Source organism: Leucobacter sp. OH1287, from assembly GCF_003859945.1.
Taxonomy (GTDB): Bacteria; Actinomycetota; Actinomycetes; order Actinomycetales; family Microbacteriaceae; genus Canibacter.
On the sequence record NZ_RQYM01000007.1, the window covers coordinates 96,606 to 114,913 of the forward strand.

An 18,308-nucleotide genomic window follows, 5' to 3' on the forward strand; every position below is an offset into this window, starting at 1 on the left:
TGCTATCAAAATTTGCTGGTGTGGCGCACTTAGCACCACACCAGCAAACTGTGCGATCAACTTTGGACGGCTAACGCCATCGGATTGTCTCGAGAGTAATCTAGCTAGTTAACCCTCGACACACTCTTTTCGTTGCCTGTTTTGGTTTTACCCCGTGAGCTTATTTTTCGATGCTGACGTTGTAGAACCATGGCCGGGCAACAGCCTCACCGCGGAAGCCTTTAACGTATGGCTGCACACCATACACCTGTGGCTCCTCAAACAGTGGCAGCACGTAGTAGTTGTCGGTGAGGTAGTGCTGTACCTCCTGTGCGGCTGCGATTCGATCCTCCTCGGCCGCGCTCGATGAGATCTTCTCTAGCAGGCTCTCCAGGTGTGGATCGCCGATCTCACCGGTTGCTGCGTTGTAGTTGAGCAGCTGGTTGCGGTTCTTTGAGTAGTAGAGTGACTTGATGACGTCGTAGTCAGCGCGGCCAACCATGGTGTGACGGATCTGCACCTGGTTGATGTCCTTCGATGCCTCGTCCTGTGCGGCGAAGTCACCGGCGAAGATGTTTACCTTAATACCGATCTTGCCGAGCTGCTCCTGCACCTTGGTTATAACCTCTTTGGAGCGTGGCTGTGGCAGTGCCTCGTTGAAGGTGATCTCCAGCTTAGCGCCGTCTTTTTCACGGATGCCGTCGCTGCCGAGCTTCCAACCGGCCTCGTCAAGCAGTTTCTCTGCCTGCTTTGGATCGTACTTGTAAGCCTTGCTGACATCAACGTGTGCTTTTGAGCGTGAGTCAACCGGGCTGGTTGCCAGCGGGTATGACTCGGTGAACAGTGACTTCACGATGCCCTCACGGTCGATGCCGGCGAAGATTGCCTGACGCACCTTAATATCGCTGAGCAGCGGGTGGAGGAAACGGAAGTCGAGCTGGTTGGTCATACCACCGGTTGAGTAAGACTTAATCTCCGCGCCTGAGGCCTTCACCTCTTTTTCTTTCGGAGCTGAAATCTCACGCACAACATCTGCCTGACCGGAGGTTAGCGCACCGATTCGCACTGACTCCTCGGCGGCAAGAATGTACTTAATGCCATCGATCTGGGCGCGACCCTGGTGCTTGTTAGCTGGAGGAGCCCAGTCGTAGTCTTCACGCGCGGTGAGGGTGAGCTCGGATCCAACCTTCTCGTCAGAGATCACGAACGGACCTGAGCCGATAATGGTTGTTGCGTTTCCTGGACCAAACTCTTCGCTTGTTTTGTCGAGTGTTGCGTCAGATAGCAGACCAGCGTTGTAAACGCTAACCGCCTGCGCAAAGCCAGGAGCTGGGGCGGTGAAGTAGAACTTGACGGTGTCCTCGTCTACCACCTCGCCGCGCTCAAAGTTGCTGATCTGCTCAGACGGGCTGAGCTTCCGCTCTGGGTCACCCAGCGCGAACAGGCTGATGTTCTTGACAACGTTCTCTGAGGTCAGCGGGGTGCCGTCTGAGTAGGTGACATCGGTACGAATATCGAAGGTGTACTCAGTTGCGTCCTCGTTCACCTCTGGCAGTGAGGTTGCGATCCACGGTGACAGCTCGAAGGTTTCTGGGTCCTGGAAGAGCAGTCGGTCGGTGATCTGGTTTACAACACCACCGTTTGGATAGTAGCCAGCGGATGCCGGGTAGAGGGTTGTGAAGGTGTTTGGCTCCAGGTAGGTGAGGATCTTCTCTCCGCCCTCGCCCGAGCTGTTCGCCTTGTCTGAGTCACCGGCACCTCCTGCGCAACCCGCGAGCAACGCAACGGTTGCGGCGGCGGCACCAAGTTTCACAATGTTCTTCATTTTCACCTGTTCTTGTGTAGGGGTTGGTTACGACAATGTATTCGAATCTATCACAAAATATGATACGACTTATTAGCTAATGTAATAATTTGTTATATTTAGAAGCTGAAGAGATTAAACCACCCTTAACCCCACGGGAGCAACAGTTGAGTTCTGCTATCGCAGTTGTTGGAGCCGGTCCTCGAGGAATCTCAATTATCGAGCGGATCGCGGCAATTTCACCAGAAAAACCCTTGCGGATCCACATTATCGACGACTCAGAAATCGGTGCCGGACGGATCTGGAACACCGCCGCAACCTCGCAGCTGTGCATGAACACGCTCGCCGGCGCGGTGACACTGTTCACCGAACCGGGCTCCTCCGTGAAGGCGCCGGTTGTTGAGGGACCGACCATGTTCGAGTGGCTGAGGAGCCTCCGCGGTGAGCGGATCGAGAATCCCGCTAAACAGGCTGTGCTCGACGAACACCCGCCAACTATCCCCGCCGAGTTCCTGACCGAGATACGGGTCTCCGAACCGTGGTCTAACCCGTCACGCCCGCTCTACGGCCACTACCTGAGCTGGGTTTACCGCGTGGTGAAGGGCTGGCTCCCCGAGCACATCGAGCTGGTAGAGAACAACAGCAGGGCGGTGCGGATCCACCCGGGTAGAGGCCACGATGAGATAACCCTCGCAAACGGCAAGACCGTGAGGGCTGACGCGACCGTGCTCGCGATCGGCTGGCAGAAACCCGCCGCAACCGCCGCGGAGACATCGCTCGCGAAAACAGGGCTTAAGTGGGTTGGCCCGGACAACCCGGTCGAACAGGACCTCAGCGGTATTAAGCCCGGTCAGAGTGTGCTTGTGCGCGGTCTGGGGATGGGCTTCTTTGATGTGATGGCGCTGCTGACAATCGGGCGCGGCGGTCGTTTCGTGCCCGTCGATAACGCTGGTGAGACCGGCGAGGCTGGCGGAGCTAACGCGGTGAATGCCAGCGAGCCGGGAGACAACGGCGCCTGGGTGCGCCCAACCCCGGCCAGACTGCGCTACATCCCGAGCGGCGAGGAACCGCGCCTGTTTGTTGGCTCGGGCCGCGGCTACCCGTTCCTCCCGAAGAGCGACTACCAGAGCCTGCCCCCGAAGGCGGTGCAGCGGCGGTTTAGAGAGCGTGTCGCCGAGCTGCGGGACGCCGAGCGCATCGACTTTACGAGCGAGGTTTATCCCGCGCTGATCCAAGATGCTTTTGAGGCGTACTACACAGCCCTGGCTGCGGAAAACCCCGCCGCGTTAAACGCCGATCTGTCTGAGATTGTCGCCGAGATTGACACGCTAAACCCGTTGGATTTAACCGCGTTTGAGGAAACGCTCGCGCGCTTTGTGACGAGCGACGGTGAGGCTTTTTATCTCAGCTACTGGCTGGATCCGCTCGCAGGCATAAAACTCAGTTTTGCTGAGCTACAGCAGCACCTGCAAGGTGAGCTCGCAAACGACATCGACGAGGCGATTAGGGCGATTAAAAGCCCGGTCAAACAGGCTCTCTGGGCGCTGAGTTCGGCGCGCGCACGAACCGCGATTTTAGGCGCAAAGGGTAAGTACACTTGGGAGTCGCGCAGCGGTGAACTGTCGGAGTTTATGGCGTTTGGGCAGATGGTTGGATCCGGCCCGCCACTGTTTCGATCACAGCAGCTGCTCGCGCTCGCCGAGGCGGGAATTGTCAGCTTCATCGGCGCGAAACCTGAGATTACTGCGACACCCGCTGGCTATATTACCAGCTCACAGTCGCTCAGCGACGAGGTGGGCGCCGAGGTGCTTGTTGATGCTTGGATGCACAGCCCCGATGTGCGAAGGCCCGGCGATCCGCTCGCGATTTCACTCGGGGACCGGGTGCGACCGTGGAGCGAAACCAGCGAGATTGGCTCGCGCGTTGAAACCGGGTCGCCCGAGGTTGAAGCTGAGACCGGCAGGCTGCTAAATAAGGCAGGGGGTGCGGATCCGCGCCTGCACATGGTCGGTATTCCGCTCTATGCGCAGCTGCCAGACACCACTATCTCCCCGATTCCGGGCTCTGACGCGCAGCTTTTGCAGGAAACCGACCGGGTTGCTGCAAGCGTGCTGCGCCAGGCCAGGGTCGGGTAGCGGTTAGGGACACCACCGCCCCGCAGGCCAGGTCAATCCGTTCGGCGGCGGCTAGCGCTTAAGCCGCGGCTAGCGCTTCTTTTTGCCGCTCTTCGCGCGTTTCTTAGCCTCGTTCTTGGCGCGCTTTTCGAGCCGTTTCCGAAGCTTCTTGCCGCGTTTTCTGGTGCGTTTCGTCATCTCATTGAGTACCTGCTGCCACTCGGTGAGGTCTCTGATTCGCCCCTGCCACCTCTCGGTTGTCTCGGTTGTCTCGCCTGTCTCAGCTGTCTCGGGTTTTAACAGCGGCTCTTTCAGCGTGCCGTCTTTGCCGATCCAGGGTTTCAGCGCGAGCGCGTCTTTCGCCTGCAGGCTCGCATCGATCAGCTGCCTAAACGGTGTCGCAACATCCCTGCCGCGATAGCTGAGCGGCTCCCCCGCGGCATAGTATTTTTCGAGGGCGAGATCCCAATAATCGCGGGTTTTAGGGATCCTGGCCGCGTTAAAACCGTCTGGCACAACAATCAGGTTGCCCAGCGTGCACGCCGAGCGAATAAACTCGTGCAGCGCCGGGTCGCCCCAAAACTCGTGCAGTTTCGGTTCGGGCGATGCCATGTCCTGCAAAAGCACGGGTGCGTAGCTTGCGATGCCGCCGATTCTGCCGTCCCGGAAACAGCTGCGCAGCACGGGCGACGCCGCAACCGTGTACAGCAGCCCGGTGCTGAGGATCGTGGGGATCGAGCAGATCCAATCACCCTGCAAATATTTTTGTGGATCGCCGCTGCCACGTAGGGGGTGCGGCCGGAGCTCAAAACCGCCGAGGCCGTCCCAGAGATGTCGGAAGAAACTCTGACTGAGGTAGCCCGCCTCAATGGGCAGTCGCTGCCCGGGCGGGAGTGTTTGATAGATCAGCCAGGCTTTTAGATGGTCGGCGCTCGCCTCACCCTGCAGGCTCAGCCCCTCGCGAAGCTCAGCTGGAATCGCGTCCTCCAAGAGGAAGCGGTCAAGATCAAAAACTACGTTCTCCTCCATGACCAGACTATAGCAAAACAAACCGATCAAAGACTGAAAACAGGCGGGCTAGCCGCTGTAGTTGAGTGACAGGAAAGCTACCGCCGCGAGCGTCACAACCAGCCCGACGGTCTGGGTTATGCTCGGTTTTTCTTTCCAAAAAATCAGCGCCAACAGGATCGTCACCGTCCAGTACGGGTCCGCCTGACTTGCCTCTTTCGAGAGGATGAAACAGGCGCCAACCATAACCGAGGCGATCAGCGCGTATGGCAGCACCGCGATGGCCGGGCCGATAGCAACTGCCCGATAGATGAACACGAGCGAGGCAACAGACCAGAACACCGCTGCCGCAACAGCGAAAAGTATTCCGAGATCATACGCCACACCTCTGTTAGCCGGTTTGTCGGTCTTGCAGGATTGCGGGATCCGCACAAGCACCTGATTATCTTTTCGCCAGAGTTATCTGTCTAAAGCTATATTGCCCCCCAGATAACCGATTGTCAAGTGTTTCCACAGGTGCTTTTACAATCCGAACTAGGCACTCCCGTCGCGCTGCACCTGGTGATCGACAATATACTGTTTACCCACACCAACGGCGACCCCACCGAGGATCGCGTCAAACTCAGGCGCCAGTCGATCCCGCTGTGGATGCTCCAACCACTCAAGATAGCCTTTCTCATCTGGCCAGTTTGCGGTCACCAGAATCTCACCGCTGCCGTCAGCCGCAACCGCAATATCGCTGCTGACCTGCCTGGTCAGACGCAGCGACTCGCGCAGAATCTCCTCATCACGATACAGCTGCAGCAGCTTCTCCGCCTGCTCCGGATTCGTTTTAATCACCAGAATTGACCGATATATCACCTAAATCTTCCCCTCAGTTACAGTGTTAACGCCGGGCAGTCTCCCCATCCCGTCAACGGCTGGAATCGCCGCCAAAAGCCGCTTAGTGTATTCTCGCTGCGGATCCTCCCACACCTGTGCCGCGGAACCCTGCTCAACCAGACTCCCCCGCTGCATAACCGCTATCTGGTCCGCGATAATCCGCACAACAGCCAGGTCGTGACTAATAAACAGTAGCGCCGCACCGGACTCTAACGCGAGTTTACGCATCAGTGTCGCAACCTTCGCCTGCAAACTAGCGTCGAGGGAAGCAATTGGCTCATCACCGATTAGCAGCTCGGGTCCGGCAGCAATGGCGCGGGCAATCGCGATCCGCTGCCGCTGCCCACCCGAGAACTGGTGAGGGTAACGGCTTTGAGTCTCGGTGGGTAATTCGACCTGTTGCAGCAGATCCGCGACACTCCAGCTGTCTTTCACCGGGTTTGCGCGCAGCCCGTCAGCAATTTGACTGCCGATGGTGCGGCGAGGGTTGAGTGAGGCGTACGGGTTTTGGAAAACCATCTGGATACGCATTAGTTCACGCGGGCGCCGTCGCATGCCAAGCGGCGCGACGGGGTTGCCCTTAAACAGAATCTCACCGCCCGAAACAGGCACTAGCCCACAAACCGCTTTAGCGAGGGTTGATTTACCGCAGCCAGATTCACCAACGAGTCCAACCACGCTAGCCGGTTCAACAGCGAGGTTAACGCCTTTAACAGCCTCAAAACTGCCGCCGCTCGGGAGCTTATAGCGCACACTCGTCTCTTTTATTTGCAGTAGTTGCTGTGCCATTACAGCTCACCGTCCCTCTTATCTGTCAGCTCCTGCACCGTTATCACTTCGGTGCTCGATGATTCAACAGCGCCCGGCAAAAACGGCTCATGGTTTGGCAAAGCCTGCACGAGCGCTCTTGTGTAAGCGTGCTGTGGCCGACGCAGCACCTCAAAACGTTCACCCTCCTCGACGATAACGCCCTCACGCATAACCGAGATACGTGTGGCAAGGGAGCTCATAACGCCGAGATCGTGGGTGATGAGCAGCACCGCGAGATCAAGTTCATCACAGAGGCTGCGCAAAAGCTGCAGCACTCCAGCCTGCACGGTGACGTCCAGAGCGGTGGTTGGTTCGTCCGCGATCAGAATCTCGGGATCGCAGATAATCGCGATCGCAATGGCGATCCGCTGCAGCTGCCCACCCGAGAACTGGTGAGGGTACTTCTTGAGCGCGATCTCTGGGTCAGGCACCTGTACCAGCCGCAGCGTCTCAATTGCTTTCTGTCGCGCTGCGGCTTTACTGATCCCGGTGTGCACCCGCAGGTGGTCGGTGAGTTGCCTCCCAATACTCAGCATCGGGTGCAGGCTCGCGGTTGGATCCTGAAACACCATCGCGATCTTGCTACCACGCAGCCTGTTCTGCGCTTTCTCCGAATTGTGCAGCAGGTTTTGCCCCTGAAACAGCACCTCACCCGTCGCCTTGGATCCCTCTGGCAAAACCCCGCAGATGGTCAGCCCGGTGAGCGATTTACCGGAACCGGATTCACCCGCTAGCCCGGTGATCTGGCCGGGTGTGAGCGTCAGGTCGATGCCCTTAATAACCTCCTTGCCGCGAATGCTGAGCCGCAGGTCACTGATCTGCAACCCCTGTTTCAGGTTGGTTTCAGCAACATCTTGATGCTGTGCCCGCTGCTGTGGATCATGCTGGGCAGTGTTCTGATTGCGCATTAAACAGCCCTCCCCTGTACTGCATCTTGGGTGCGTGGATCCAGCGAGTCACGCAGTGAGTCGCCGATGAAGTTGAACGCCATCACCACGGTGAAGATCGCTAGGCCGGGGAATGCCGCGATCCACCAGGCAGAGAAGTTTTCAAGCCCGGCAGAGACCATGGCGCCCCAGTCTGGTGCGGGTGGAACCGCGCCAAGCCCGAGGAAGCTGAGACCGGCAAGCAGCAGAATCGCGGTGCCGACATCGAGCATCGCGAGCACAAACACCGGAGCCAGCACGTTCGGCAGCACATCTCGACGCAGCGAAGTGAAGGCGCTGGCGCCGAGCAGCCTGCCAGCGATCACATACTCTTGACCTCGTGCCGCAACCACGAGCGAGCGGGTCACCCTGGCGTAGGCTGGCCAGCTGACGATCAGCATGGCGATAACAGCGTTCGTGAGGCTTGGACCGAGCGCCGCGGTGATAACCATGGCGAGGATGATGGTTGGGAAGGCGAAAACGAGATCCGCAACACGCATAATCACCTCGTCGACAACGCGCCCAAAATAACCCGCGATAGCGCCAAGCAGCCCGCCGATGCACATTGCCGCGAGAACAAGCCCGAGCGCGAGCGGCAGTGAGATACGGCTACCGTGAATAACACGACTGAGCACGTCACGCCCAACCTGGTCGGTGCCGAACAGGTGCTCGGCGCTCGGTGGCTGCAGCCTGTCATAGGCTTGGGCGAGCGGATCCGCCGGGGCAATGAACGGTGCGAACAGGATCAGCACCACCCAGAAAAGCACAATAACAGCGCCCGTGATTGCCAGTGGTGTGCGGAAGCTCGCGGGGAGGCCGAGCCTGCGGCGGCGTTTGGTTTGCTGTGTTAAAACATCAGTCATGATACCCTCACTCGGGGGTCGATAACTCCGTAGAGCACGTCAACGAGGAAGTTGAGTCCGATGTAGACAATGCCCACGATCAAACCCACACCCATAATCGCTGGCAGATCCAGCTTGGTTGCGGCGGCGAATGAGTACTGCCCGATCCCGTTCCAGTTGTACACCTTCTCAACCAGCACTGTGCCGGAGAGAAGTGAGCCGAACGCGAGACCCAGAACCGTGATAATCGGTACCGTTGCCGCACGCAGCACATACCCGAAGGTGACGGTGCGTTTCGGCAGACCTTTTGCTTTTGCTGCACGCACAAAATCAAGGTCGAGCACCTCAAGCACCGCGGAGCGAGCAAACCGGGTGAGCAGTCCGATCGTGTAGAGCGCCAAAACCGATGCGGGCAGCACCAGGTGGTAGATAGCGTCCCAGAACACATCAAACTGACCGGTGAGCAGCGCATCAACCGTGTAGAGGCCGGTTATGTGCGGCGGTGGGATTAGCACCGGATCAAGCCGACCGGATCCGGGGAAAATCCCGAGCAGGAAGAAGAACACGTAGTAGACAACCAGCGCGAGCCAGAACGTTGGCCAGGATAGCCCGATCAGGCTGACCACGCGGATAATCTGGTCCGCCAAGCGCCGCCTGCGCAGCGCCGCCCAGAGGCCCAAACCAACCCCGACAAGAGCCGAGAAAACGATCGCTGCGAGCGCGAGCTCAATGGTTGCGGGGAATGCTTCGGCAAGCTCCTCAGCAACCGGCTGTCGAGTCTGGTTTGACTCCCCCAGATTGCCCTGGACCAGGTTGCCGAGGTAGGTTGCGTACTGCACCGGTAGCGGCTGGTCGAGGCCGCGATCCGCTCTGAATTTGGCAACGATTTCGGGATCCGCTGCCGCCTGCTCACCCAGAGCTGCCTGCACCGGATCGGCAGGCACCAGGTTGGTGAGCGAGAATGTGACGAGGGTAACCCCGAACACCAGCAGAATTGAAAGCCCCAAGCGCACACCGATGTATCGCAGCAGCGGTGGAATACCGCGTCGCTGTTTTTCTGGTGTGCGCTCTAGGGTTTCAAGCGCAACTGTGTCAGTTGATGAGCGCAAGGTCAATGTTCCAAACCGGGTTGGTTACCACGTTCTTGATTGACTTGCTTGAGACAACGCTCTGCGCTGGCTGCAACAGTGGAATGAACGGTCCTGACTCGCTCTGGTAGCGCTGCCATTCCTGGAACGCTGCCTCACGACCGTCGTCGCTTGCGCTTTGCGCTGCGGTTGCGAGCTCAACAGCCTTAACGTCGGCTGTCTCAGCCCAGCCTGCGCGCAAGCCCACTAGCTGCCCTGGAGAGAACACCAGGTAGTTTGATGGGTGAGGGAAGTCTGGTCCCCAGTACCACAGGCCGATTGTTTCGGTGCCGCCGCGGTATGCGTCAAGCTCGGTTGCAACCGGTGCTGGCGCGAGTTTAATCTCGATGCCAACCTCTTTCAGCTGTGCCTGCGCACTCTCTGCGATGCTGGTGAATGATAGACCCTGCACGGTGACATCGTTCGGGAAGTTGAGGGTAACAGGTTCACCCTTGTAGCCGGATTTAGCTAGCGCTGCTTTGGCGCCGTCAAGGTCTCGCTTGTTGCCGTCAGAGGCGTCGAGCGCGCCGAGGAAGATGGACGGGATCGGCCCTCCTGGGCGAGCTGCTCCCTCTCCCGCGAGCGCAACGATCTTGTCGTAGTCGATGCCGAGCTTCACGGCCTTAAGGAAGTCAGGGTTGCTTGTCCACTGGTTGATTTCACTGTTCTGGTTGAGGAACAGGAAGATCATGTACTGTGAAGCTTCACTTGTGATGTTAACGTTGGCGTTAGCGAGTTCCGCAACCTGATCGGGGTTCAGGTCGAGTGCCACCTGGGATTCACCCTTCTCAATGTTTAGTTTCTGGGTTGGTCCTTCGACGTTGCGCAGCACGATCCGCTCGTATGCTGGTTTATCACCGCTGTATTTTGGATTGGCGGTGAGCACAACCTGTTTAGTGGCGTCGAATGATTCCAGCAGATACGGGCCGGATCCGGCTGATTCACCGTTGAGGAACTTCTCTGCCGCGTCTGACTCGTCTGTTGTGCCGCCTGCCTCAGTGACCACTTTCATGTTAACGACGCTGAGCGCCCCGTTTGGCAAAATGTACGGCAGCTCTGGTTTCGGCGTCTCACTTGTCAGCGTGAGCGTTTTGTCGTCAACCTTCTCTACAGTCACGCCATCAAGCAAGAATGACGGGTTGCCCTTGATCCCCTGCAGTCGCTGCAGCGAGAACACTGCGTCATCAACCGTCACCGGGCTGCCGTCAGAGAATACGTTGCCGTCTTTCATTGTCAGGGTTAGCACGGTGTTGTCTTCGTTCATCTCATAGCTAGCGAGGCCGTCAACCGGCTTCGTCACGTCGGATCCCTCGAAGGTGAGCAGGGTTTGGTAGAGCGCCTTCACCAGGATCTGCCCGGTTGGCTCGTATGAGCGGTTGGGGTCAGCGGTTTTCAGGTCGAATGAGGTGTCGACCACGAGTGATTTACCTGAGGCGGATCCACCACCGCCGTTGTTCGCGGTGCCGGCGCAGGCGCTGAGCGCGAGACTACCCGCCAGCAGCAGCCCGAGTGTTGCAAGTGAGCGTTTTAACGAAAACCTCATTGATTTCTCCCATCAGCGGGGCACCTGCGGCTGCGGGCACCCGTGGTTAAAGTGATGAAACACCTGACACGCTGCCTGCTCCGTCTGGTTGAGCGGAGAGCCGCTGTTTAGCGCCTCATTACACTCCCCGTAGTTGTTCTACGGATTGTTCTAAAATTAGCAATTCTTCGGCAAAGCTGTCAAAGAAAAGTCGTAATTTGGAACTGTTTGTTTGCAATATGGGCTAAAACCGGCAGAAAGTTCCATTATTATTGGTTTAGATGCCGGCTTGCTGGACTGATTGCCGGGTCTGGATTGATTGCCGTAAGTCGAAGGAGATAACCACAGTGGAACTGGATGACACCCACATTAAAATGCTTGACCTGCTGCGCCAGGACGCTCGGCTCTCAATAGCCGCGCTTGCAAAGCGCCTCAACATTTCCAGGTCCAACGCCTATCAGCGATTTGAGGCACTAAGAACCGCTGGTGTACTGATGGGCTCAACCGTTGACATTAACTTCGGTGCAGCAGGTGTCGGCGTTGCAGCACTGATTTTTATTTCACTGGATCAAACCCGGTGGGACGAGTTCCGTGAACGGATCTATGAGCTACCAGAGCTGGAGTATTACGCCGTGACTAGCGGTCAGTACGACTGTATGCTGCTCGTTCGCACCGCCAACATCGCCGGAATCCACAAGCTCACCACGGAAACAATCCCCCGCTGGAGTGTGATCCGCGAAACCGAGACTGTGTTCCTGCTCGACGAGGGCTGGTCCCGCGTCGACATTGAAGGCAGCATCAAGAACGCCGCTGCTGCGCAGCTGCAAACCAACACCACCGGGATGATGCGGTTTAGGCGGACGCGGTAGGTCGGATTACACCAAATCAGCGAACAGCTTGATTAATCCTCGAAAGACCGCCGTATTAATATGGCCCGAGGAATCTCTCTCCGTTGTAGTGGATCATGTGGGTTGGGTGGTCCGCACACCAAACCTCAGACTCCCAAGCGATTTCATCAACGTACTTTCTAAAAGTTCTTCTGTCCGGGAAGCAAGAGACATACACTAATCCGGCTGAAGAGTTCTCAAAAAGTCTTGCTAATTCAAGCTGACGTTTTGAGTCCACAGGGCCATGCGAGCTAGCTGCTTCGAGTAGAACAAGCCAGTTTTTATCGGGCATGTAGACAATTAAGTCAGGCATCTTGCCGTGCTGATCAACGACTACTCCAAGCTTCGATAACGCTTCTTCTTCAAACAACGCCCACTTGCTGTCAGCATCGCCAATATAGAGCACCTGTCCCCCAGGTGTGAAACGCGGGCAGAAATTATCGACCATCTCTTTCAAAAGCACATTTTGGCCACCCGGAGACAGCGTCAAATTCTTTCCACCTGGCAGTACCAGCGGGATTCGATCCATTTGCCTTTCGGCGGCAAAAATTGTTTTCAATCCCGGAAGCTCTCTAGTGTAAATAGGGAGTCCGGCTTCCCATTCTTCCCTGCCATAACTTCTAAGCAGGCTCAACGCTTTGTCAGCGATCTTATAGTTTGTTTTAGGTGAATTGGTAGGGCGTGATGGATCATCCGCATTCTGCAAAACTAAGTGAGCCTCTACAAATTGATGCAGCGTGTATCTTCTAATTATTTCTCGCGTATTAGGCTTATAGTCTTTTCCGTATTCATCACGGATGAAATCCATAATTGCACGAGTTCCAACCAGCTGGTTTGATGACAGCTCCCATGAAGCGCCGGGGCTCAAATTCAGCAGCGCAAGCAAAACAAGCGCTGATCTCTCATTGCACCTTTCTTGATCCATTCCCAGCATCTCAAGAACATAGCGAGCATTTTCAACCTGTTCATGTGCTAAATCAGGATTATTTGTTTTCACGCGATCAACTCCATCAGTTTTACGCTGGGTTCTTCTGCCCGCGTCAGAGACTGTGCTCCGAGCGACCTCAAAGTTTCCAGGTCGGGAAACCGCATGTTTCTGATATCAGTTGCGTTCACTTGGGTATGCCCGGAGAAGGTTCTAAAGAATTTGTCCACAACTTCCGAATTAAGCCAAACGCCCAAACCCTTAGCCAGCAACTCATCTAGCGGCTGACCTTTCTGATGAAAAACGTTCAAGTGGTTTTCAAAAGCTACCGGATCAGGGTTTTCGGTTGGGTTCCAGATAGAGGCAACTATCCGACGCTTTTCTTCTTTGGAGCTAAACCTTTTAACAAGTGTGTACCAGCCAGAGGGCATAAGCAAGGTTTCAGCCTTGGCATCGGCTGGCAAGAACCACTGTGGCTTTTTGGATACAACTGGCCAAACAACACCACTGCTCTTCATATTGGATGGGTATATAAGCGGTTTCCCGCCCTCGACGGGACGGTGAAATGTAGATTCACGCAGACGGAAATCCACTACTTTTCCGGTTGAAACCTCAATGCCAAGATCGTTCAGCGTGCATGGCTGCGAAAGCATTATCTCAGCAACCTTGGTGTCTTCCCCGTTAGTTGCCAGACGAATAAACTGGTGCGGGTCTCCTGGATGAACGACCTCGCTAAAAGGTACCACTCTCTCACGCGGAACGTCAATTTGGCTTTCACTGACTGACAGGGTTACAGAATCTCGAGTCTGGTTTTTTATGCCGGAAAAAATAATATTTTCTTGTAGAACTCCTGTATCAGAAAACACCGTTGACCTTGAATCAAAAACGTGAATTCTCGATAATCCGAGATGCTTCAAAAAGTGTCTACGAAAATCAACAAAATACGGTCCGTTGAAGAATGACCTTGGGGTAATAGCCACTAGCTGGCCACCAGTTTTAAGAGAGGCCAGTGATAGCGTCAGAAATGCTGCATACAGGTTAGGAGCGTCTACCCCAAAAATACGCATTGCTTTTCTGTGGGCACTGTTTACAGGGAGCTTTCCGTACGGTGGATTCTGTATTACGACATCAAAAGAGGAATCCAGATTCAGCTTAGGCATCAGCCCAACCGTTTCAAGAATGAAATCAGCAGAGACCAACTGCGTGCGTATTCTGCCATTCGAGGAATCCTCAATGTGACGGAGTGTTTCAGATAGAAAAGGAACTACGTCATCATCCCGCTCAACGGCAACAAAGTCGGCTGCCAAGTCAGGGTAGTCATTAATAATTCGGGCAGCAAGTGCTGCTGTGAGCACTCCTGTTCCTGCGCCGGGATCAAGGATCTTGATGTGCCCTGAGTCAGGCAAAACCACCATCGAAGCAATCAGAGATGCTGCACTAGCGGGCGTGAAGAATTGCCCCAGGTCAGACTGGGTTTTGGGGTCAAGAACCGTTAACGCCTCTTGCCTCAACCTTTCAGCGGCATCTAAAAGACTGACTTTCATAGCCATTCAATCGTACCCCACCTAGTCAGGCAAGAAGGTAAAAAACACAGCCCTAACACTGCCAGTTTCACCGCGGTTAATCGACTAAGAAGCTGTGTAAAAAAGGCCTCAACAGACTATCCTTAAACCATGAGCATTTTCACTCCGTTGCAGCTGCGTGATGTTTTGCTTCCGAACAGGATTTGGATGGCTCCGATGTGCATGTACTCGGCGAATCCAGCAAACCCAGAGCAACCCACGGAGGCTATCCCCCAGGTTACTCAACACGCTGCTGATGCACCAAACACCCCAAACGATTTCCACATCGCCCACTATTGGAGCCACGCTGCTGGCGGTGCCGGAATGGTGATGGTTGAGGCGACCGCGATAACCCCCGCTGGCAGGATCACCCCGTTCGATTTGGGGCTCTGGAGTGAAGAACAAATCCCTGCGCATCGCCGTCTCACCGAGGCGATCAAAGCAGCAGACGGGGTTCCTGCGATCCAACTCTCACACGCTGGCCGCAAGGCCAGCACCGCACCCCCATTGCACGGTGGAAAGCCGCTGCGGCCGGGCAGCGGGGATCCGCTAAGCGAGCTTGGCTGGCAAACCGTTGCGCCGAGCCCGGTTCCCTTCGCGAACTTCCCCACCCCACAGGCGCTAGATAAAGCAGCGATTAACGACGCGATCGCCGATTTTGTGAAGTCAGCAGAGTATGCGATCGCCGCGGGCTACGAGGTGCTTGAGCTGCACGGCGCGCACGGATACCTGCTGCACCAGTTCCTCTCACCGCTCAGCAACCACCGTGATGACGAGTTCGGCGGCTCGCTCGAGAACCGGATGCGCTTCCCGCTCGCGGTTGTTGAGGCGGTGCGCCAGGTGATGCCCGAGGGCATGCCGCTGCTGCTCCGGGTTTCCGCAACCGACTGGGTAAACGACCGGCCAGCGTGGGATTTGCCGCAAACCATCGAGTTCGTCACCGCCGCACACAAGCTCGGCGTCGACCTCGTCGACGTGTCAAGCGGCGGGCTCGAAATCATCCCCATCCCGTCCGACGAAGACTACCAAACCTCGCTCGGCCTGAAACTACGCGCGGCAACGCCCGACAGTCTGCTCGTCAGCAGCGTCGGCAGAATCGACACAACCGAGACTGCCACACGGCTGCTCGCTCACGCAGGCGAGGGTGCCACTGACTTCGTGGGGCGCGGATCCGCCAACGACGATTCAACCCTCGATGCGGTCTTTATTGGTCGCCAACTGCTGCGTGATGCCTGGTGGCCGAACCGGATCGCAGCGGAGCTCGGCGAGCCAGCCCGCAACATTGTGCAGTATCAGCAAGGGATCGGGCGGCCGCGCTAAGCCCGCGAACATACACAACTTACACGTCAAAATACACAACTTACATACCAACATGCACATTAAGCAGTCAAACATACATACAACATGCGGCTCAAAGTGTAAGATAGATGTATGTTGCAGTTATCAGGTATCCCCGACCGTTCAGAACTCAAGGCAGTTATTGATCATCTGCGCAAAGTTGGAGCAGACACTAGAGATGTCGAGGTAAAAGCTGCCGGTGGTGGCTTCCCGAAGAGCCTGCTGCACACCATCTCAGCCTTCTCAAATACTCAGGGGGGATTGATCATCCTCGGCCTCGACGAAAAGACCAATTTTGAGCCAACACCTGATTTTAAAGCTGGCGCAACTCGCAAAGCATTGGAGGATGCTTGCTCCAACAAGATCCACCCAGCAGTAAACGCTGAAATAGTTGAGGCGCCGTTCGCAGACACTGTTCTACTGCTTGCTTGGATTCCTGAGCTGCCCATAAACCTCAAACCCGCTTATATTGTCACCGCTGGCCAGTACGCTGGTTCATATAAGAGGCTGGGTGACGGCGATCACAAACTCAGCAACTACGAAATTGATCGCCTGCTTGAAAACCGCAGCCAACCCTTCTGGGATCGGGAGGTTGTACCGCGGGCAACACTCACGGACCTTGACAGCCAGCTGCTGGAGCAACTGTTGGAGCGTGAGCGCCGACTCAAGCCTCGCAACTTTGCGAGCCTGTCTGACGAGGATTGCCTGCGCAGGCTCAACATCATCGACTTTGACATGGTTGGCGAGTTGCGTCCAACGCTCGCAGGTTTGCTCGCGCTCGGCAGCTACCCGCAGCAGTTCTTCCCGCGGCTTAACATCACCTTCACCGCATACCCAGGAACTGACAAAGCATCCGCCCCGGGATCACCGCGATTTCTCGATAATCGAAGAATCGACGGCTCGATCCCGGTAATCCTAGAAGAAACCCTCTACGCTGTCGCCCGCAACAGTCGCACCGGCGCAGTCATCGTGGACGGCTTCCGCCAAGACCTGCCCGATTTTCCTCACGATGCCGTGCGCGAGGCAGTGGTTAACGCGCTAATGCACCGCGACTACTCCCCCGAGGCTCGCGGCAGCCAGGTGCAGGTTAATCTCTACACTGACCGCCTCGAAATCCTCAACCCTGGCGGACTATACAGCATTGTCACCCTCGAAGCTCTCGGTGCCACAGGGCTCAGCGCAACCCGCAATCAGGCGCTCTCCAACATCCTAGAGAGCACGCCGTTTGAAAATGGGTTTGTCGCCGAAAATCGTGGATCCGGCTACTCCGCGATCCTCACCGAACTACAGCGCGCAATCCTCCCACCGCCGATCCCCGAATCAACACTCACCTACTTCTGCCTCACTTTCCCACGCCGCGGAGCAGCAAGCCCAGAGCCGCCGCAAGAAACCAGCGCGGCTAAGGATCGGATCCTAACACACCTCGCAAAAGTCCCCAGCGCCACGGCTAAAGATGTCGCAGCCTCTGCAGATATCGCCGTCAGTACCGCCCGGGCGACGCTGAGTAAACTTGTGAAGGCGGGGCAGATTGAGATGCTCGAACCGCCGAAAAGCCCGAAACAGCGTTACCGTCTAACCAGGCGCCCGCCTAGCACCGAACCCGCAACAGCACCCAGCCGACCACCCCGCAGCAACTCACCAGCCGACCACCCCGCGGCAGCACCCCAGCCGACCACCCCGCAGCAGCTCACCCGCGGCTGCTCCCGCGAAATCCCAGTTTCGCAAGGTGCCGGCTCGATAGGCTTGAAGCATGAGTGAAATCACCCGCAAAGACTACGAAACCTCGCACGGCAAAATCGCATACTGGGTCACCGAGAACATCGACCCCGCCCGGCCGTTCCTGGTGTTTTTGCCTGGTCTCACGCTTGACGCACGCCTGTTCGCAGAGCAGATCGCCCACTTTCGCGGATCCACCAACATCCTCGTCTGGGACGGCCCCGCTCACGGCAAATCACGCCCTTTCAAACTGGGTTTCTCGCTCGAACAGGCAGCGGACTGGCTGGTCGCGATCCTCACCCGCGAAAAGTTTACAAACCCGGTGCTGATCGGGCAATCCTTCGGCAGCTATGTATCGCAGACGGTGCTCAGGCGGCATCCACGCCTCGCCCGCGGCTTCATCAGCATCGACGCCGCACCGGTCCAACACCGGTACTACACTAATTTTGAGCTGTGGCAGCTGCGCAACACCCGCGTGCCACTGCAACTAATCCCGTGGCCTGCACTGCGCTGGTTAACCGCCCGCTCCGGCTCAAACACCCGCGCCGGCCGGAAAACGGTTCACGAGATCACCGGCAGCTACAGCAAGCAAGATTTTGTGCGGATCAGCGCCCACGGCTACCGAATCTTCGGCACCGCCACAGCCAGCAACTTCGACTTCACACTCCCCTGCCCAACACTACTAATCTGCGGCGTCGAGGACCATTTCGCCTCAGTCAAAAACTATAACCGCCGCTGGGCAGAGACCGCTAACCTACCAATCGTTTGGGTGCGAAACGCGGGACACAACGCCAACAGCGACAACCCCGAGGTGGTCAACCGGGCAATCGCCGAGTTCGTGGAGTCCCTCCCGCACGACTAGCCAA

Annotated in this window: 16 protein-coding genes; 5 read left to right on the plus strand and 11 right to left on the minus strand. The window is 56.8% G+C overall.

What is annotated here, in order from left to right; all coding sequences use genetic code 11:
* Window positions 1–160 precede the first annotated feature (160 nt).
* Window positions 161–1,804 (minus strand): TIGR04028 family ABC transporter substrate-binding protein, encoded by a 1,644-nt coding sequence (locus tag EII30_RS05335; protein ID WP_124886295.1) that lies wholly within the window; start codon window positions 1,802–1,804, stop codon window positions 161–163.
* A gap of 146 nt (window positions 1,805–1,950) precedes the next feature.
* Here EII30_RS05335 and EII30_RS05340 point away from each other — a divergent pair, with 146 nt between their 5' ends.
* Window positions 1,951–3,918: an FAD/NAD(P)-binding domain-containing protein gene (locus tag EII30_RS05340; protein WP_124886296.1), complete on the plus strand. Its 1,968-nt coding sequence runs from the start codon at window positions 1,951–1,953 to the stop codon at window positions 3,916–3,918.
* A gap of 69 nt (window positions 3,919–3,987) precedes the next feature.
* On the opposite strand, the gene EII30_RS05345 is transcribed toward EII30_RS05340, so the two are convergent.
* The 8 genes from EII30_RS05345 to EII30_RS05380 all read right to left on the minus strand — a co-directional run bounded on the left by EII30_RS05345 (window position 3,988) and on the right by EII30_RS05380 (window position 11,035).
* Window positions 3,988–4,926 carry a hypothetical protein gene (locus EII30_RS05345; protein ID WP_124886297.1) on the minus strand — a complete coding sequence of 313 codons (939 nt, stop codon included), beginning with the start codon at window positions 4,924–4,926 and terminating at the stop codon, window positions 3,988–3,990.
* Window positions 4,927–4,974: 48 nt separating this feature from the next.
* Window positions 4,975–5,289, minus strand: coding sequence for a hypothetical protein (locus EII30_RS05350; protein ID WP_124886298.1), 315 nt, complete (start codon window positions 5,287–5,289; stop codon window positions 4,975–4,977).
* Between the two features lie 150 nt (window positions 5,290–5,439).
* Entirely contained in the window at window positions 5,440–5,766 is a 327-nt protein-coding gene (locus EII30_RS05355) for a hypothetical protein (protein WP_124886299.1), read from the minus strand.
* Complete coding sequence (locus EII30_RS05360; RefSeq protein WP_124886300.1) at window positions 5,767–6,576, minus strand: ABC transporter ATP-binding protein; 810 nt, start codon at window positions 6,574–6,576, stop codon at window positions 5,767–5,769. It abuts the gene before it with no gap.
* The gene (locus EII30_RS05365; protein WP_124886301.1) at window positions 6,576–7,505 is read right to left on the minus strand and encodes an ABC transporter ATP-binding protein; all 930 of its coding nucleotides are present in this window, start codon (window positions 7,503–7,505) and stop codon (window positions 6,576–6,578) included. Before EII30_RS05365 ends, EII30_RS05360 begins: the two co-directional genes overlap by 1 nt.
* On the minus strand, window positions 7,505–8,386 hold the full coding sequence (locus tag EII30_RS05370; RefSeq protein ID WP_124886302.1) for an ABC transporter permease: 882 nt from the start codon (window positions 8,384–8,386) through the stop codon (window positions 7,505–7,507). Before EII30_RS05370 ends, EII30_RS05365 begins: the two co-directional genes overlap by 1 nt.
* Window positions 8,383–9,474, minus strand: coding sequence for an ABC transporter permease (locus EII30_RS05375; protein WP_199731577.1), 1,092 nt, complete (start codon window positions 9,472–9,474; stop codon window positions 8,383–8,385). Before EII30_RS05375 ends, EII30_RS05370 begins: the two co-directional genes overlap by 4 nt.
* Window positions 9,458–11,035, minus strand: a complete 1,578-nt coding sequence (locus EII30_RS05380; RefSeq protein WP_124886303.1) for an ABC transporter substrate-binding protein — start codon at window positions 11,033–11,035, stop codon at window positions 9,458–9,460. Before EII30_RS05380 ends, EII30_RS05375 begins: the two co-directional genes overlap by 17 nt.
* Window positions 11,036–11,361: 326 nt before the next feature.
* Here EII30_RS05380 and EII30_RS05385 point away from each other — a divergent pair, with 326 nt between their 5' ends.
* Window positions 11,362–11,883, plus strand: a complete 522-nt coding sequence (locus EII30_RS05385) for an Lrp/AsnC family transcriptional regulator (protein WP_158608668.1) — start codon at window positions 11,362–11,364, stop codon at window positions 11,881–11,883.
* Window positions 11,884–11,938: 55 nt separating this feature from the next.
* Here EII30_RS05385 and EII30_RS05390 read toward each other — a convergent pair whose 3' ends face one another.
* Complete coding sequence (locus EII30_RS05390) at window positions 11,939–12,898, minus strand: BsuBI/PstI family type II restriction endonuclease (RefSeq protein ID WP_199731578.1); 960 nt, start codon at window positions 12,896–12,898, stop codon at window positions 11,939–11,941.
* Complete coding sequence (locus EII30_RS05395) at window positions 12,895–14,376, minus strand: N-6 DNA methylase (RefSeq protein WP_199731579.1); 1,482 nt, start codon at window positions 14,374–14,376, stop codon at window positions 12,895–12,897. Before EII30_RS05395 ends, EII30_RS05390 begins: the two co-directional genes overlap by 4 nt.
* Window positions 14,377–14,499: 123 nt before the next feature.
* On the opposite strand from EII30_RS05395, the gene EII30_RS05400 reads away from it, so the two are divergent.
* The 3 genes from EII30_RS05400 (at window position 14,500) to EII30_RS05410 (ending at window position 18,304) form a co-directional block, all read left to right on the plus strand.
* Window positions 14,500–15,708 carry an NADH:flavin oxidoreductase/NADH oxidase gene (locus tag EII30_RS05400; protein WP_124886305.1) on the plus strand — a complete coding sequence of 403 codons (1,209 nt, stop codon included), beginning with the start codon at window positions 14,500–14,502 and terminating at the stop codon, window positions 15,706–15,708.
* 111 nt (window positions 15,709–15,819) lie between these two features.
* Window positions 15,820–17,484 (plus strand): ATP-binding protein, encoded by a 1,665-nt coding sequence (locus EII30_RS05405; RefSeq protein WP_124886306.1) that lies wholly within the window; start codon window positions 15,820–15,822, stop codon window positions 17,482–17,484.
* Window positions 17,477–18,304 carry an alpha/beta fold hydrolase gene (locus tag EII30_RS05410; RefSeq protein WP_124886307.1) on the plus strand — a complete coding sequence of 276 codons (828 nt, stop codon included), beginning with the start codon at window positions 17,477–17,479 and terminating at the stop codon, window positions 18,302–18,304. The genes EII30_RS05405 and EII30_RS05410 overlap by 8 nt, the downstream gene beginning before the upstream one ends.
* The last annotated feature ends 4 nt before the right edge of the window (window positions 18,305–18,308 follow it).

Excerpts from the sequence above, each read along its gene's own strand:
- EII30_RS05380 (WP_124886303.1), bottom strand. The coding sequence starts at position 11,035 with ATGAGGTTTTCGTTAAAACGCTCACTTGCAACACTCGGGCTGCTGCTG.
- EII30_RS05360 (WP_124886300.1), bottom strand. The coding sequence starts at position 6,576 with ATGGCACAGCAACTACTGCAAATAAAAGAGACGAGTGTGCGCTATAAG.
- EII30_RS05400 (WP_124886305.1), top strand. The coding sequence starts at position 14,500 with ATGAGCATTTTCACTCCGTTGCAGCTGCGTGATGTTTTGCTTCCGAAC.
- EII30_RS05365 (WP_124886301.1), bottom strand. The coding sequence starts at position 7,505 with ATGCGCAATCAGAACACTGCCCAGCATGATCCACAGCAGCGGGCACAG.
- EII30_RS05370 (WP_124886302.1), bottom strand. The coding sequence starts at position 8,386 with ATGACTGATGTTTTAACACAGCAAACCAAACGCCGCCGCAGGCTCGGC.
- EII30_RS05405 (WP_124886306.1), top strand. The coding sequence starts at position 15,820 with ATGTTGCAGTTATCAGGTATCCCCGACCGTTCAGAACTCAAGGCAGTT.
- EII30_RS05345 (WP_124886297.1), bottom strand. The coding sequence starts at position 4,926 with ATGGAGGAGAACGTAGTTTTTGATCTTGACCGCTTCCTCTTGGAGGAC.
- EII30_RS05395 (WP_199731579.1), bottom strand. The coding sequence starts at position 14,376 with ATGGCTATGAAAGTCAGTCTTTTAGATGCCGCTGAAAGGTTGAGGCAA.
- EII30_RS05335 (WP_124886295.1), bottom strand. The coding sequence starts at position 1,804 with ATGAAGAACATTGTGAAACTTGGTGCCGCCGCCGCAACCGTTGCGTTG.
- EII30_RS05410 (WP_124886307.1), top strand. The coding sequence starts at position 17,477 with ATGAGTGAAATCACCCGCAAAGACTACGAAACCTCGCACGGCAAAATC.